We start from the raw sequence: 14,346 nt of genomic DNA on the forward strand, positions 1-14,346 counted from the left end.
AATTTAAAATTGTTAAATTTCATATATTTATGTTTGGTTAGTTAAGATGCTTACAGCACCCTTTAGAATAGTTTGTTTGTTCTCATTTTAAACGAAGCCCAATGGCCGGAAGTGTTGGTAGCACTTTCGGTTTTTTTTAGCTGTGTTAAATTGTAAAAATTTACGGCATAACCACTACCCTCCTTCCTGTTACTTTAAATTTAACATCGCCTGTCCTGTTCAGCATATTCAAGATTTCCTTGAGATTTTTTTTCTTTGATATTTTTCCGCCAAATTCAACACCGCTGAGATCACCCTCGTAAGCAACTTCTATATCGTACCAACGGGCAATTTTTCTAAGCACCAATTTAACATCTGTATGCGAAAAATTAAACCGCCCGTTGATCCAATCGATAGACTGACTTACATCAGCCAGCTGCACACTCAAATTTTTATCACTGAGGACGGCGGCTTCTCCTGGTTTTAAAGTTGCAGACCGTTTTTGGTCAGCTGTAAGAACTTTTACACTTCCTTCAAGCAGCGTAGTTTTAATTTGATTTTCATCCGAATAAGCATTGATATTAAAATGCGTTCCTAAAACTTCTACCGATTGCTTGTTTGTTTCAACTATAAAAGGTTTTTGCGCCTGATGTGCTACTTCAAAATATCCTTCACCAGTAAGCTTTACATTTCTTTGTGCACCGGTAAAATCGCTCGGAAATGTTAACGAGGATGATGAATTTAACCAAACTCTGGTTCCATCAGATAATACAACTTTAAAAAAACCGCCTACAGGCACCTCGATAACATTGAGTGGCTGGTTACCACTGGCTTCTGCAATTCCATCAGCAAATGAAACCTCATCAACCTGAATCTTGTTAGCACTCGAGCTGCCGAAAGCTGTTAGTTTTCCGGTTTTAGCAGCGGCCAAGTCTATATATTTACCATTACCCAAGCGAAGTATAGCTTTGTTTCCTCCTGGAAGGATTTTGCTTGCATAATCAATGCTATCCTGCTTGCCCGGAAGATTTTTTTGCTGAAAAAAATAGTATGCCGACGCAATTACTGCCAGAACTGAAGCTATTTTTAACCAGTTAGGAAACAGTTTAATGGTTCGCTTTTGAGTGGTAACCCCACGGCCTTCAATAGCATCTATTTTCTGATTAATTTTGGAAAGCAAGGCTTGTTCTGTCACCGTATCATTTGCAGAAACTTCATTTGTTATATCGCCAGAAAGCTTATCATAATATTTATCAACGAGAGAAACTTCATCTTCACCCGCCAGGTTTTGCAGATACTTATCGATTAAGATTTTGAATTGGTCTTTTTCCATGGTATACATATAAGTACCAAAAAGATGGCAACACCCTACGCTAATTTTTAAATAATTTGAAATTAATAATTATAAAAGGCTCATATGCCTATACAGCAAATAATAACCCACTAATTATTAGGGATGTATACTAATCGGGATGATTAATTTAATACATGCTGAACCAATATTGAAAGACATAGATTTATACTTAGCCCGGCTTTAATACTTTTAAGCGAAAGAGACATTTTCTTCTCAACGGTTTTTTCTGAAATACCCAACTGGAATGCGATTTTCTTATAGGTTAAATTATCAATCCGACTTAAGTTAAAAATGGTTCTGCAATCTTCAGGAAGCTCATCTATTAAATGCTGAATAAGGTGGCCCATTTCTTTGAAAACAAGCGGATCTTCACAAACCAAATCGACCGTAATTTTGGCAAGCTTATCGTAAAAGTCATCGCTTACTTTATTCTCGCGAATGGCTTTAAGCACTGAAAATTTAACCGCCTGATTTAAATAAGCCTTCAGATTAACAACTTTAACTTCTTCTCTTCTTTGCCAAAGCGATACAAAAACCTCCTGAATAATATCCTCAGCTTCAGCATCATTTTTCAAGATTCGACATGCTTTCTGATGCAGTGTTCTCCAGTAACGCAAATAAATCTGGTTAAATGCAAACCTATCTCCCTGGATTAAGGAGTTACTAAGTTCCGAATCTGTAAACGAAGAATAATTTTGCATTTGGAAACCCAAAGTAACAAAATTATAGCAAAACAATAAAATTCTGCTACTTTTGAAAATGAGTTAAAAATAACAACTCATCATTTGTTTTTTTATATTTGTTAGAATGAAACGTTTGATAGATCTATTTCGCAATAAATACTTCCTGGCAACAGCTGCATTTGCAGTTTGGATGTTGTTTTTTGATAAAAATGATATGATGTCGCAATATGAGTATCGTAGTCAGGCGAATAAACTTCAGGAAGAAAAAGAGTATTTTGAAAAGGAAACTGCTCAGGTTAAGAAAGATTTAAACGAGTTGAACACAAATTTAAATACTGCAGAAAAGTTTGCCCGCGAAAAATATTTCATGAAAAAAGATAATGAAGATGTTTTTGTGATCATTCATGAGGCAAAAAAAGATTAGCTAGAATTTTCGAGCAGGATTTTTAGGATTAATGGATTTTAAGATAAAGTGTTTTTTATCTTCTATTAATAATCAAACTTTGGAAGTGAAAGTTTAAATTTCACAGCCACAATTCTCAACACAAAAATAAAAGCAACCACAGCTAGTTTTGCTACAACACTTTCGATATTTAATTCGATTAATAAATAGTAAAGCATACCGCCGAGAATACAAGCGGTAGCATAAATTTCTCTTCTAAACACCAACGGAATGGTGTTGAGCAACGTATCTCTGATAATTCCACCGAAGCAACCCGTAATTGTTCCTAGCGCAATGCAAATTCCAGGGTTTAAACCAAATGTGATACCTTTTAAAATTCCAACCATTGTAAACAAGCCTAAACCAAGGCTATCAAACAAAAACAAGGTAATCTTTAATTTCTGCACATGCGTTTTAAAAAACATAGCTGCCACTGCCGTAAATAAAACAATTAAACAAGTCTGCATGTCCCGCATCCAGGCAACGGGTGTGTCGCCTATTAATAAATCCCTAACGGTACCACCTCCAATTGCGGTTACAAAGGCGATAATCAATACCCCGAAAGGATCTAACTTTCGCTGCATGGCATTAAAAGTTCCTGATATGGCAAAGGCAATGGTTCCTAATACCTCAATTACTTCTGAAGTAGAAATATTATAATTCTCCATTGCGCTTACGTAAAAACCATTCAACCGACAGTAAAATTAAGATAAGTCCAAACAGCCATTTCATATTGATGAGCTCGTTGTATTTACGGTCTTCATAACTAATGGTTTTAATATTTTCGTTCTTCAGAATTTCATCAGCAATTTTCAATAAATCGGCAGGCATAAAAAGCTTTCCATCACTTTGTTTTGAAATGGTATTAAGCAGTTGATGATTGGCAGTTGTCTGTTGGTACTCGGCAATTAGCGCATTAACATAAAAACTTCCGGAAGCAGTAAATTTTTGACCACCTAAAACTGTATTGGCTACGTAAGAATAATTTCCAGCTGGCATGGTACCGGCATCTAGCTGATAGCCATTTTCAGTTTTAGAAAACACGTAGTTAAATATTTTACCGGCCTCATTTTTAACCTGTAATTTTACCTCGGCTTCATTTACAGGCTGATAACTTTCGTTATATAAGGTTCCGTTGAATTGGATGGCTTCGTTTTCATCGTAGGCTGACTTTGATGTAAATACCTTAAACCTTCGCTTATCATCCTTTACCGAAAGATATTGTACCGTTTTTGAAATTAAATCGTTTAAAGCGGATTGTTCAGTTTCATTTTCAGCGGCTGATAGTTTCCAACGCCACAACCCCTCTCCCATTAAATAACCGGTTTTCAAACCATTGTCGGTTGTAAAAAATAATAGTGGCTGTTGGGTACTTACCTTTCCAATGCGCTGATTAAAAATCGCCGTAGCACTGGCGTTTACCGTTAGTCTGCCAAATGGCATCAATAGTGGGTCGACAGTTGCAAATTGTTTTTTATCCTCTTCTGAAAGACTAAAGTTGGTGAAACCATTGGCAAAGTCAGGATAAACCTCCTGTAACGAGCCGTTCGCCGAAGCTAAATTAACCTGATTTTGGATTTGGTTAAATGTACCAACATTACTTTGAGCGCCCAAAACATACCAGGTAGGTTTTTTTAAGGTTGTTAATTTCTGCAAAAATGAAGTTGAAATATTCTGCACATCAGGTAGCTGGTACAACACAACCAAATCAAATTTGGATGGATCGGTAGCGTTTAAGTCATCCGCTAAAACGAGCTTTGCCTCATAATGTTTATTAAGTGAAATGGCCTCTTTTAAAACACCTAAATCGGGATGTGGGGCGGCGGCCGCTAATAATACTTTTTGCCTACCATCAATTACTTCAACATAAAAGGTTTGCGTATTATTTTTCGTGGTAATTTCATTTTGAAGCGTACTCAGCTGAACGGTATATTTTTGAATACCTATTTTGCCTGCATGCAGTTTTACGGGAATGGTTTTCACGAAAGAATTTCCGCTAATGGCCAGGCTTTGTTGCTGCACTTTAACTCCATTCTGATTAACGGTTAGTATTGTATTTTCACCATCACTTTGGAAAGCCTGAACCTGAACTTCAATGGTAAAATCATCATCTAAATAGACAATGTTATTATAATTTACATTTGAAATTAATACGTCGCGTTTTGGAATGCTATCGCCAAGGGCAATGGTATAAACCGGTGCATTTATTTGGTTGATGCTGTACAAGGGGTTGCCACCGTGGTTAAAAATACCATCAGTAGCTAAAATAATTGCACCAACATTTCTATTGGTGTATTCATCTTTAACTTTTTGAAAAAATGAAGATGCATCAGTCAGTTTTCCTTGTCCCTTAAAATCGAGCCCATCGCCTACATAATCGCTAAAATGATACACCTTTACTTCATATTTATCTGAAAGTTTATCCTTTAAGATTTTAAGGTTTTGCTCGTACAGTTTTTGGTTAAAACCAGCTGCCTTAACCTGACCAACAGAAAGCGAATTATCTTGCCCGATGATAATTACAGGCTTATCTAAGGTGTAGTTTAGCGTTTTAATTAACGGTGCAAAAAGCAGCCAGGCGATAGCGGTAACAACAATTATTCTGATGGTCGCTAAAATATATCGAAGTTTTTTGTCAAGGTTTTTATTTCCACGATACAGTAGCCAGGCATACAAAACACCCAAAGCAAGGCAACCCAGAAAATACAAAATAGAAGTACCTGCAAAAAAGCCATTCATATTTTATAAAGATGCTAATTTTGTGTTTAACCACAAAGGAAGCAAAGATTTTAAGTGAGTTAAGATTTTTGCCACGGAAGCGCTGAATCCACGGAAAAATATTTTAATTTGTTGTAAATCCGTGTTTGCGTGGCAAAATTTAGGCAAACAAAAGGAACAACTTTGTGCTGATTATCTGCTTTGCCAAAGAGATACAGAAATTAAGTAAAAAACATTTTTAATTCCGTGTAAATCTGTGTTTCCGTGGCAAAATTTACCTTTAAATAATCAGCTTATCCAAACCAAATATCAATGAAATTAATCTGTTTAACCTTTCTCCTATCCTTAAGCATAATGGCAAATGCACAAACCCTTACGCATCGTCAACTACAATTTGAAAGAGTTAAAAATGCTTATGATGAAAAATGGACTTCCCTTCGTGAGGTACTTTCAAAATTCAGTATTGGTCATAGTCCATTAATGTTAATTAATGCCTATAAAGCAGAAAAAACATTAGAAGTTTGGATGAAAAATCCAAGAGATAAGTTTTATCAGTTGGTTAAAGTTTATGAATCTTGTGCAAGTTCTGGCACCTTAGGCCCGAAAGTAATGGAGGGCGACAAACAAACGCCAGAGGGATTTTATTACATCAATGTTTTGAACCCAATGAGTAACTATCATTTATCGTTGGGTATTAATTATCCTAATAATGTTGATTTAGAACGCACAGGTAAATACAATAACCCAGGTGGAGATATCTACATTCATGGTAGTTGCGAAACCATCGGCTGCATCCCTTTAACTGATGATAAAATTAAGGAGCTTTATCTATTAGCTATTTTCTCTACCGATCTGAAGTCTAAAAAAATTCCAGTGAACATTTATCCTTTCAAAATGACTGATGGAAATATGAAAAAATATTCCCTACAGTTTCCAACTCATTTAGCTTTTTGGAAAACCTTGCAACCAGGATATTTAGCCTTTGAGAAGAATAAAATCTCAGCTGAAATTAAAGAAGTTGAAGGGAAGTATATTGTGAAATAGTTGGAAATTAAAAAGGTTGGAAAGTTGCAATGTTCTAAATCCAAAACATTTCAACTTTCCAACCTTAAATCCTTTTAACCCAAACCTACAGCATTCCGCCGCAAACAGAAAGCGTTTGTCCGGTTACGTAAGCGCTCATATCTGATGCTAAAAACACACAAACATTAGCAATGTCTTCCGTTTCGCCAGCACGTTTTAATGGAATATCTTTTTCCCAACCCGCAACAACCGCAGGGTCTAAAACTTCAGTCATTTCAGTACGGATAAAACCTGGAGCAACAACGTTTGCACGAATATTTCTCGAACCTAACTCTTTGGCAACCGATTTTGTGAAACCAATAATACCAGCTTTAGATGCAGCGTAATTCGCCTGACCAGCGTTACCCTGAACGCCAACAACCGAACTCATGTTAATGAAAACCCCTTTACGGGCTTTCATCATTACTTTCGAAGCTGCCTTAGTTACATTGAAGATAGATTTCAGGTTGATATTGATGACATCATCCCAGTTTTCTTCACTCATGCGCATCAATAAACCATCTTTGGTAATGCCTGCATTATTTACAACGATATCAATTGTGCCAAATTCTGCAACGATATCATTGATTAATTGCTCTGCCTGGTCAAATTTTGAGGCATCAGAGCGGTATCCTTTAACTTTTGTTCCAAAGCTTTGTAACTCTTGCTCTAAAGCTTCACCTTTTTCTACCGATGATAAATAGGTAAAAGCCACGTTAGCACCTTGCTCAGCAAATTTTTCAGCTATTTTACGACCAATACCTTTCGATGCACCGGTAATTAAAGCTGTTTTTCCTTCTAGTAATTTCATAACCCCTAAATCCCCTAAAGGGGACTTTAATATAATGTATAAAAAATTTAAACGTGTAAAGTTAATATTAATTGTGAATGTTTAACACGATGGGTTTTATTCCCCCTTCAGGTGGTTAGGGGGGTTGGTTCCTGCTGACTCAAACAGTGAAAACTGCCCAAACCCCAGATAATATCAACTGAATTAATCCCAACTACTTTTCTATCCGGGAAACAACCCTGAATAATATCTAAAGCTTTCTGGTCATTCACATCATCAAAAACCGGCACAATTACCGCAGCATTTGCAATGTAGAAATTAGCATAAGATGCAGGTAAACGTGTATCATCAAAAATCACTGGTGAGGGCATTGGCAACTCCACAATATTTAACGAGCGGCCATCTTTCAGTTTCATGGCTTTCAAAGCGTCTAAATTCTCTTGTAAAAGAATATAGTTTTCATCCAGCGGATTACTTTCTACAACCGTTAAAACGGTATCTTCATTCACAAAACGGGTAATATCATCGATGTGTCCATCCGTATCATCGCCTACAATTCCATCTCCTAACCATAAAACCTGGTCTTGTCCGTAATATTCAAGCAAATATTGTTCAATCTGCTCTTTTGTTAAATGTGGATTGCGGTTTTCATTCAATAAGCAAGCAGTAGTGGTTAAAACCGTACCCGCACCGTTAAATTCAACCGAACCACCCTCCATCACAATATCTGGGGTAAATAAAGGCAAATCGAAATGTCTCGCAATTTTAGTTGGTATTACATCATCCAAATCGAATGGAGGATATTTTCCACCCCAGGCATTGTAACCCCAATCAATTACCGCTTTTTCATTTCCTTTAACTACAAATGCAGGTCCGTGGTCGCGGCACCAGGCATCATTCGTTTCGTTGAAATAAAATTCAATTTGCGATAAATCTGCATCAACCTTTTCTAATTCCGCAACTGCAAAAGCTTTCATTTCTTCGTCTTTCACATTGATGCGAACCTTTTCGCCCTCGGCAACAATTTTAATAAACTCACAATAAGGTTTGTAAATCGTTTCGATTTTCCCTGGCCAGCTTGCTTCCTTGTGTGGCCAGCTTAACCAGGTTGCCTCATGTTTTGCCCACTCGGCAGGGAAAGCATAACCTTGTTGTTTCGGAGAATAATCGAATTGGTTTATATTTAAATGTTCTTTGGGAGGGAAATTTGACATATTCTTTAAGTCGGAAAGTCGGGTGTCCGAAGTCCGATGATTTTAGTTTTATAAATAGTCCGAGGTCGGATGTCCGAAGTCGGAAGATGTTAGTTTTATAAATTAGTCCAACGGTCAGGTGTCTGAAGCCGGAAGATGTTAGTTTTATAAATTAGTCCAAAGATTTTATTAAGGCAGAAATCATTATCAAAATCTCTTCACAAGCTTGATAATGCTTCTTAAAAATGTCTTCGGTAATGTAGCCACGTCTAATAGCTAAGTGCAAGCAATTTACGACTTCAATATCAGACCTTAAAGAATAGCGTAGAAACTTCTTAAACTCTGGGTTGCTTTGTCCTGTGCTTCCCTCAGCAATATTCATCGATATAGAATCGGCAGCACGTTTCATTTGAGATGTCAACACATAAACTTCTTCTCTTGGGAAATTTTTTGTCATCTTATCAATCCCATCAGCTAAATCTAACGCTTTTTGCCAAACCTTAAGTTTCTCGAATTTGAAAGCCATATTTTAGTCCTTAGTTAGCGTAAATCAAATTACAGATTTTCAACTCTCAAACCAAATCAACTATATGCTATCTACTTCCAAACTTCTGGCCTCGGTCTTCAGACTTCCGACTTTAATCAATAAATCTTTTCGTAATCGGCTGATAAGAATCAATTCTTCTATCTCTTAAAAACGGCCAATGTTTACGCATAAAGTCGCTTTGGTCTAAATCCAATTCCACCACTTCCGTTTCTTCTTGATCGTGCGAAGCTAAATAAAGCAATTTCCCCTGTGCATTAGTTGCGAAACTACCACCCCAGAATTTCATCGCACCATCTTGCTCAAAACCAACGCGGTTTACACTCACAACCGGAACACCGTTCGCTACCGAATGTGAACGTTGAATCGTTTGCCATGCATTATATTGGTCTTTGTTAGTTTCCTCATCCTGGTCGGTTGCCCAGCCAATTGCTGTTGGGTAAAACATAATATCTGCACCCATTAAAGCTGTAATTCTTGAAGCTTCCGGATACCATTGGTCCCAACAAATTAAGATGCCGATTTTGGCAAACTTCGTTTCGAAAACTTTGTAACCTAAATCGCCTGGCGTGAAATAAAATTTCTCGTAAAAAGCTGGGTCGTCTGGAATATGCATTTTGCGATATTTACCTAAATAAGAACCGTCAGCATCTAAAACCGCAGTTGTATTATGGTAAATTCCGGCAGTACGCTTCTCAAATAAAGACGCAATAATTACAACACCCAGTTCTTTGGCCACAACCTGCAAAGCATCGGTCGATGGACCAGGGATGGCTTCTGCTAAGTCGAAATTTGCATAATCTTCCACATCGCAAAAATATAATGAAGTAAAAAGCTCTTGCAAACACACTATTTGAGCACCTTTTGCAGCAGCTTCCCGCACCTTCACAATTGCCTTATCTAAATTTTCCTGCTTATCTTTAGTACAAGTCATTTGTACCAAGCCAACTTTTACTTTCTTCATATCTTCAAATGATTGAATTAATGAATTAGAGAATGATTGAATGTTTTTATTACGCTTTACGAATTCATTCATTCAAAATTCACTCATTCAAAATTAATGCGCAAAGTTACTATTTTGTTTAAAAGTAGAACGGCATAATTTTGTAATTGTTTTTTAGAAAAGCAAAGGCCGTAGCCTTGGTTATGGTTAGTCGGGCTATCCGTTAAATCTTTTTTGTTATTGTCACACTGAGTCCATCGAAGTGCAACAAAAAAGGATATCACTTCTATCCCGTTTAAATGGGGAAAGATTTTGCTACTATCAGGGGTTGCAAATTGCCAAGAACTACCAAACTTTGTTATTTAAACCCGACAACAGCGGAAATACTTTTAAAAAGAGCAGCAACCTTTAATATCCTGTCATGCTGAGGCACGAAGCACCTGCAACCGATGAAACAGATGCTTCATACATCAGCATGACAGATGTTATTTTATAAAAGATTAAAGCGAATGGCGGGATGGTTGCAACCGAAAAGCACAGAAATTTGCTTTTCGAATTCTTAGTAAAAACCTAAAATGTGCTTCGACAAGCTGATCATGACAAGCGACGAATTTTAAGCCCCTATTTCTTCCCTATACTCTTGTTGCAATTCGAAAAGACATTTTGCGCATAAACAGCCATCAAACAATTCAGAAATATATTGAACCTCATTAATGCTGAGTTGAACCACGCTACATTGGCATTTGGTATAAGAATTTGCCTTGCATTCAATAGCCGTTCCGCACCTTTCGCAGGGAATGATTTCGTGTTTGCTATGTTTTTGAGTGTTCATTGGTTTAGTGGTCATTCGTTCATTGGTGTTTGGCGCATTAAAAAATAATGAACCAATGACTAATGAGCTATTTAACTAAATACAAAAATAGGGACAAAAAATAAGGTTTTGAGCGTTTGCCCAAAACCTTATCTATTTTATTGCTTTAAGATGTTCAGTGGTTCAGTTGTTGTTAGTTTATTGGCAATTAGCGCATATCTTATTGCACCTTGACAAATGAACTATTGAACCAATGACTAATGAACTACTTAACCTGAACAGCTAATGCAGCCTTCTTCCATTGAACAAACTGGTCCGTCAACGATTTCTTCTGCAACCTGGTCTTGAGTCATTTGAGCAGGAATTACCGCTTCAATGGCTTTGCCACCTTGGTTTTCTACCGTAAATTTAACTGCTTGAGATGCTGCCTGAGTACGTAGATAGTACATACCAGTTTTCAAACCTTTCTCCCATGCGTAGAAGTGCATTGAAGTTAATTTTGAAGTATTTGGTGCATTTACGAACAAGTTTAACGATTGCGATTGACAGATATATGCGCCACGATCTGCAGCCATATCGATGATGTTACGCATCTTAATCTCCCAAACTGTTTTGTATAATTCTTTAATGTAATCTGGAATTGACGGAATTGCCTGGATTGAACCGTTAGCCAATATGATTTGATTTTTCATATCGTTGTTCCACAAACCTAATGCTACTAAATCTTTCAATAAGTGTTTGTTTACCACTACAAACTCTCCACTTAATACACGACGGGTGTAAATATTTGAAGTATATGGCTCGAAACATTCGTTGTTACCTAAAATTTGAGAAGTAGATGCAGTTGGCATTGGCGCAACCAATAATGAGTTGTACACACCATCTTTCACTACTTTCTTACGTAGTGATTCCCAATCCCATCTTCCGCTATCTGGTGTTACATTCCATAAATCGAACTGGAACTGACCTTTTGATAATGGAGAACCTTTGAAAGTTTGGTAAGGACCGTTTTTCACAGCTAAATCGTTAGAAGCGGTCATCGATGCGAAATAAATCGTTTCGAAAATGTCTTTGTTTAAACGTTTTGCCTCATCACTTTCGAAAGGTAAACGCAATAAGATAAAGGCATCTGCCAAACCTTGCACCCCTAAACCAACCGGGCGGTGACGCATGTTTGAATTTTCAGCTTCCTGAACTGGGTAATAGTTATGGTCGATGATTTTATTCAGGTTTAAAGTAGCCTGATAGGTTACATCGTATAATTTTTGGTGGTCGAAAGCACCATTGATTACGAAACGAGGCAATGCTAATGATGCCAGGTTACAAACCGCAACTTCATCTTTAGAGGTGTACTCAATAATCTCCGTACATAAGTTAGAAGACTTAATGGTACCTAAATTCTGTTGATTAGATTTGCTGTTCGCTGCATCTTTAAACAACATATAAGGTGTACCGGTTTCAATTTGCGAATCTAAAATGGCAAACCAAAGTTCTTGTGCTTTGATGGTTTTACGTCCGCGACCTTCAGCCTCATATTTCGTGTATAAATCTTCGAATTCTTTACCGAAACAATCTGCTAAACCTGGTGCTTCGTGCGGGCAGAATAATGTCCAATCGCCATTATCTTTAACACGTTGCATAAACAAATCGTTTATCCAAAGGGCATAAAACAAATCACGGGCACGCATTTCTTCTTTACCGTGGTTTTTACGCAAGTCTAGGAATTCGAAAACATCTGCATGCCAAGGCTCTAAATAAATTGCGAAAGCACCTTTACGTTTACCTCCGCCTTGGTCTACATAACGGGCAGTATCATTAAATACACGTAACATTGGGATAATACCGTTACTTGTACCGTTTGTACCGCCGATGTAAGAACCTGTTGCACGAATGTTATGGATACTTAAACCAATACCACCAGCACTCTGAGAGATTTTCGCAGTCTGTTTCAAAGTATCGTAAATACCTTCGATGCTGTCATCTTGCATGGTTAACAAGAAACATGATGACATTTGAGGTTTTGGTGTAGCTGCGTTGAATAATGTTGGTGTAGCGTGTGTAAACCAACGCTCGCTCATTAAGTTATACGTTTTGATTGCACTTTCGATATCTTCTTTGTGGATACCAACAGAAACACGCATAAATAAATGCTGAGGACGCTCAACAATTGCTCCGTTAACTTTCAACAGGTAAGACTTTTCTAAAGTTTTGAAACCGAAGTAATCAAAGCCAAAGTCACGATCGTAAATGATCGAACTGTCTAAAATAGCTGCGTTTTTTTCGATAATCTCATAAACATCATCAGCAATAAGCGGTGCTGCCTTCTGCGCTTTCGGGTCGAAATATTCGTACAACATTTTCATCGTACCCGAGAATGATTTTGTGGTGTTTTTATGCAAGTTAGAAACCGCAATACGCGAAGCCAGCAAGGCATAATCAGGGTGTTTTGTAGTTAACGAAGCAGCAGTTTCAGCGGCCAGGTTATCCAACTCTGATGTGGTTACACCATCGTATAATCCTTCGATTACCTTTTTGGCAACATCGATCGGATCTACAAGGTCTGAATTTAGACTATAACACAACTTCTGAATACGGGCTGTGATTTTGTCAAATTGCACCGGCTCTTTCCGGCCATCTCTTTTTAGTACGAACATAATTTATGAGATTATTTTGTTAATGATTGAATGAGTGAGTTTCGAATGATTGAATGATTTCCCCTCAACCTTTAAACCAACTCGTAGTATTTTATTTATTTTTTGAATGATGTATGAGCACATTCACTCATTCTGTCATTCATTAATTCAAAATTTAATTAAAAGTCCTCGTCTAAAGAAAACGCTTGGGCTTTATTATCAGCTGATGTTAACACACCACTTTTTTGATAATCGCCAACACGTTTTTCGAAGAAATTGGTTTTTCCCTGCAATGAAATCATTTCCATGAAATCGAAAGGATTGGTTGCATTATAGATTTTTTTGTAACCCAATTCCTGTAACCATCTATCGGCTACAAATTCGATGTATTGACTCATTAATTTTGCATTCATACCGATTAAGGCAACCGGCAATGCGTCGGTAATAAATTCTTTTTCGATTTCTACAGCATCGCTGATGATGCCGTGAACCGCTTCTTCACTTAATTTATTGCTCAACATACTGTAAAGCAAGCAAGCAAACTCACAGTGTGAACCTTCATCTCTGGAGATTAACTCATTACTGAAAGTTAAGCCTGGCATTAAGCCGCGTTTTTTCAACCAGAAAATAGAACAGAAACTTCCGCTGAAGAAAATACCTTCAACCGCAGCAAATGCCACTAAACGTTCTGCAAAAGTTCCGTTTTCAATCCATCTTAAAGCCCATTCTGCTTTTCTTTTTACCGCCGGAACGGTATCAATAGCATGGAATAAGCGGTCTTTTTCTTCCGGATCTTTAATGTAAGTATCAATTAATAAAGCATAGGTTTCGGCGTGGATGTTTTCCATCATAATCTGAAAACCGTAGAAACAACGGGCTTCTGGCAGTTGTACTTCACTCATAAAGTTTACAGCCAGGTTTTCGTTCACAATACCATCACTAGCAGAAAAGAAAGCAAGGATATGAGAAATGAAATGTCTTTCGCCATCGTTTAAATTATCCCAGTGTTTTTGGTCATCAGAAAGATCGATCTCTTCTGCCGTCCAGAAACTAGCTTCGGTCTTTTTATACATTTCCCAAATTGCCGGATATTTGATCGGCAACAGTACAAACCTGTCTTTGTTTTCTTGTAGTAATAATTCCTGTTCCATAGCTGATACTTTAATTTTTTATTCAATTTAGTTAGAGCCGACA

13 protein-coding genes are annotated in these 14,346 nt (G+C 37.3%); 2 read left to right on the plus strand and 11 right to left on the minus strand.

All coding sequences use genetic code 11. The annotated features are described in order from the left end of the window. Positions 1 to 160: 160 nt before the first annotated feature. Positions 161 to 1,312, minus strand: coding sequence for a FecR family protein (locus R2Q70_RS18070; protein WP_316808949.1), 1,152 nt, complete (start codon positions 1,310 to 1,312; stop codon positions 161 to 163). 143 nt (positions 1,313 to 1,455) lie between these two features. Beyond that, positions 1,456 to 2,034 carry an RNA polymerase sigma-70 factor gene (locus tag R2Q70_RS18075; RefSeq protein ID WP_316808950.1) on the minus strand — a complete coding sequence of 193 codons (579 nt, stop codon included), beginning with the start codon at positions 2,032 to 2,034 and terminating at the stop codon, positions 1,456 to 1,458. Positions 2,035 to 2,140: 106 nt separating this feature from the next. Between R2Q70_RS18075 and R2Q70_RS18080 the strand changes: the two genes are divergently transcribed. Further along, positions 2,141 to 2,440: an FtsB family cell division protein gene (locus R2Q70_RS18080; protein WP_316808951.1), complete on the plus strand. Its 300-nt coding sequence runs from the start codon at positions 2,141 to 2,143 to the stop codon at positions 2,438 to 2,440. A gap of 65 nt (positions 2,441 to 2,505) precedes the next feature. Here the strand turns inward: R2Q70_RS18080 and R2Q70_RS18085 are convergent, their stop codons facing one another. Both R2Q70_RS18085 and R2Q70_RS18090 read right to left on the minus strand, forming a co-directional pair. Further along, entirely contained in the window at positions 2,506 to 3,126 is a 621-nt protein-coding gene (locus tag R2Q70_RS18085; protein WP_316808952.1) for a trimeric intracellular cation channel family protein, read from the minus strand. After that, the gene (locus tag R2Q70_RS18090) at positions 3,113 to 5,197 is read right to left on the minus strand and encodes a hypothetical protein (protein WP_316808953.1); all 2,085 of its coding nucleotides are present in this window, start codon (positions 5,195 to 5,197) and stop codon (positions 3,113 to 3,115) included. The genes R2Q70_RS18085 and R2Q70_RS18090 overlap by 14 nt, the downstream gene beginning before the upstream one ends. A gap of 291 nt (positions 5,198 to 5,488) precedes the next feature. Here R2Q70_RS18090 and R2Q70_RS18095 point away from each other — a divergent pair, with 291 nt between their 5' ends. Beyond that, the gene (locus R2Q70_RS18095; RefSeq protein WP_316808954.1) at positions 5,489 to 6,220 is read left to right on the plus strand and encodes a murein L,D-transpeptidase family protein; all 732 of its coding nucleotides are present in this window, start codon (positions 5,489 to 5,491) and stop codon (positions 6,218 to 6,220) included. Positions 6,221 to 6,305: 85 nt separating this feature from the next. On the opposite strand, the gene fabG is transcribed toward R2Q70_RS18095, so the two are convergent. The 7 genes from fabG to R2Q70_RS18130 form a co-directional block, all read right to left on the minus strand. Next, complete coding sequence (gene fabG, locus R2Q70_RS18100) at positions 6,306 to 7,049, minus strand: 3-oxoacyl-[acyl-carrier-protein] reductase (protein WP_010599469.1); 744 nt, start codon at positions 7,047 to 7,049, stop codon at positions 6,306 to 6,308. 107 nt (positions 7,050 to 7,156) lie between these two features. Further along, positions 7,157 to 8,242, minus strand: a complete 1,086-nt coding sequence (locus R2Q70_RS18105) for an agmatine deiminase family protein (protein WP_316808955.1) — start codon at positions 8,240 to 8,242, stop codon at positions 7,157 to 7,159. Between the two features lie 151 nt (positions 8,243 to 8,393). Next, positions 8,394 to 8,747: a four helix bundle protein gene (locus tag R2Q70_RS18110; protein ID WP_316808956.1), complete on the minus strand. Its 354-nt coding sequence runs from the start codon at positions 8,745 to 8,747 to the stop codon at positions 8,394 to 8,396. A 112-nt stretch (positions 8,748 to 8,859) separates the two neighbouring features. Beyond that, the gene (locus R2Q70_RS18115; protein WP_316808957.1) at positions 8,860 to 9,729 is read right to left on the minus strand and encodes a carbon-nitrogen hydrolase; all 870 of its coding nucleotides are present in this window, start codon (positions 9,727 to 9,729) and stop codon (positions 8,860 to 8,862) included. Between the two features lie 592 nt (positions 9,730 to 10,321). Further along, positions 10,322 to 10,555, minus strand: coding sequence for a cysteine-rich CWC family protein (locus R2Q70_RS18120; protein WP_316808958.1), 234 nt, complete (start codon positions 10,553 to 10,555; stop codon positions 10,322 to 10,324). A gap of 233 nt (positions 10,556 to 10,788) precedes the next feature. Beyond that, positions 10,789 to 13,173, minus strand: a complete 2,385-nt coding sequence (locus R2Q70_RS18125) for a ribonucleoside-diphosphate reductase subunit alpha (protein WP_316808959.1) — start codon at positions 13,171 to 13,173, stop codon at positions 10,789 to 10,791. A gap of 158 nt (positions 13,174 to 13,331) precedes the next feature. Further along, entirely contained in the window at positions 13,332 to 14,303 is a 972-nt protein-coding gene (locus R2Q70_RS18130; protein WP_316808960.1) for a ribonucleoside-diphosphate reductase small subunit, read from the minus strand. Positions 14,304 to 14,346: the final 43 nt, after the last annotated feature.

The organism is Pedobacter agri (assembly GCF_032678665.1).
Lineage (GTDB): Bacteria > Bacteroidota > Bacteroidia > Sphingobacteriales > Sphingobacteriaceae > Pedobacter > Pedobacter agri_A.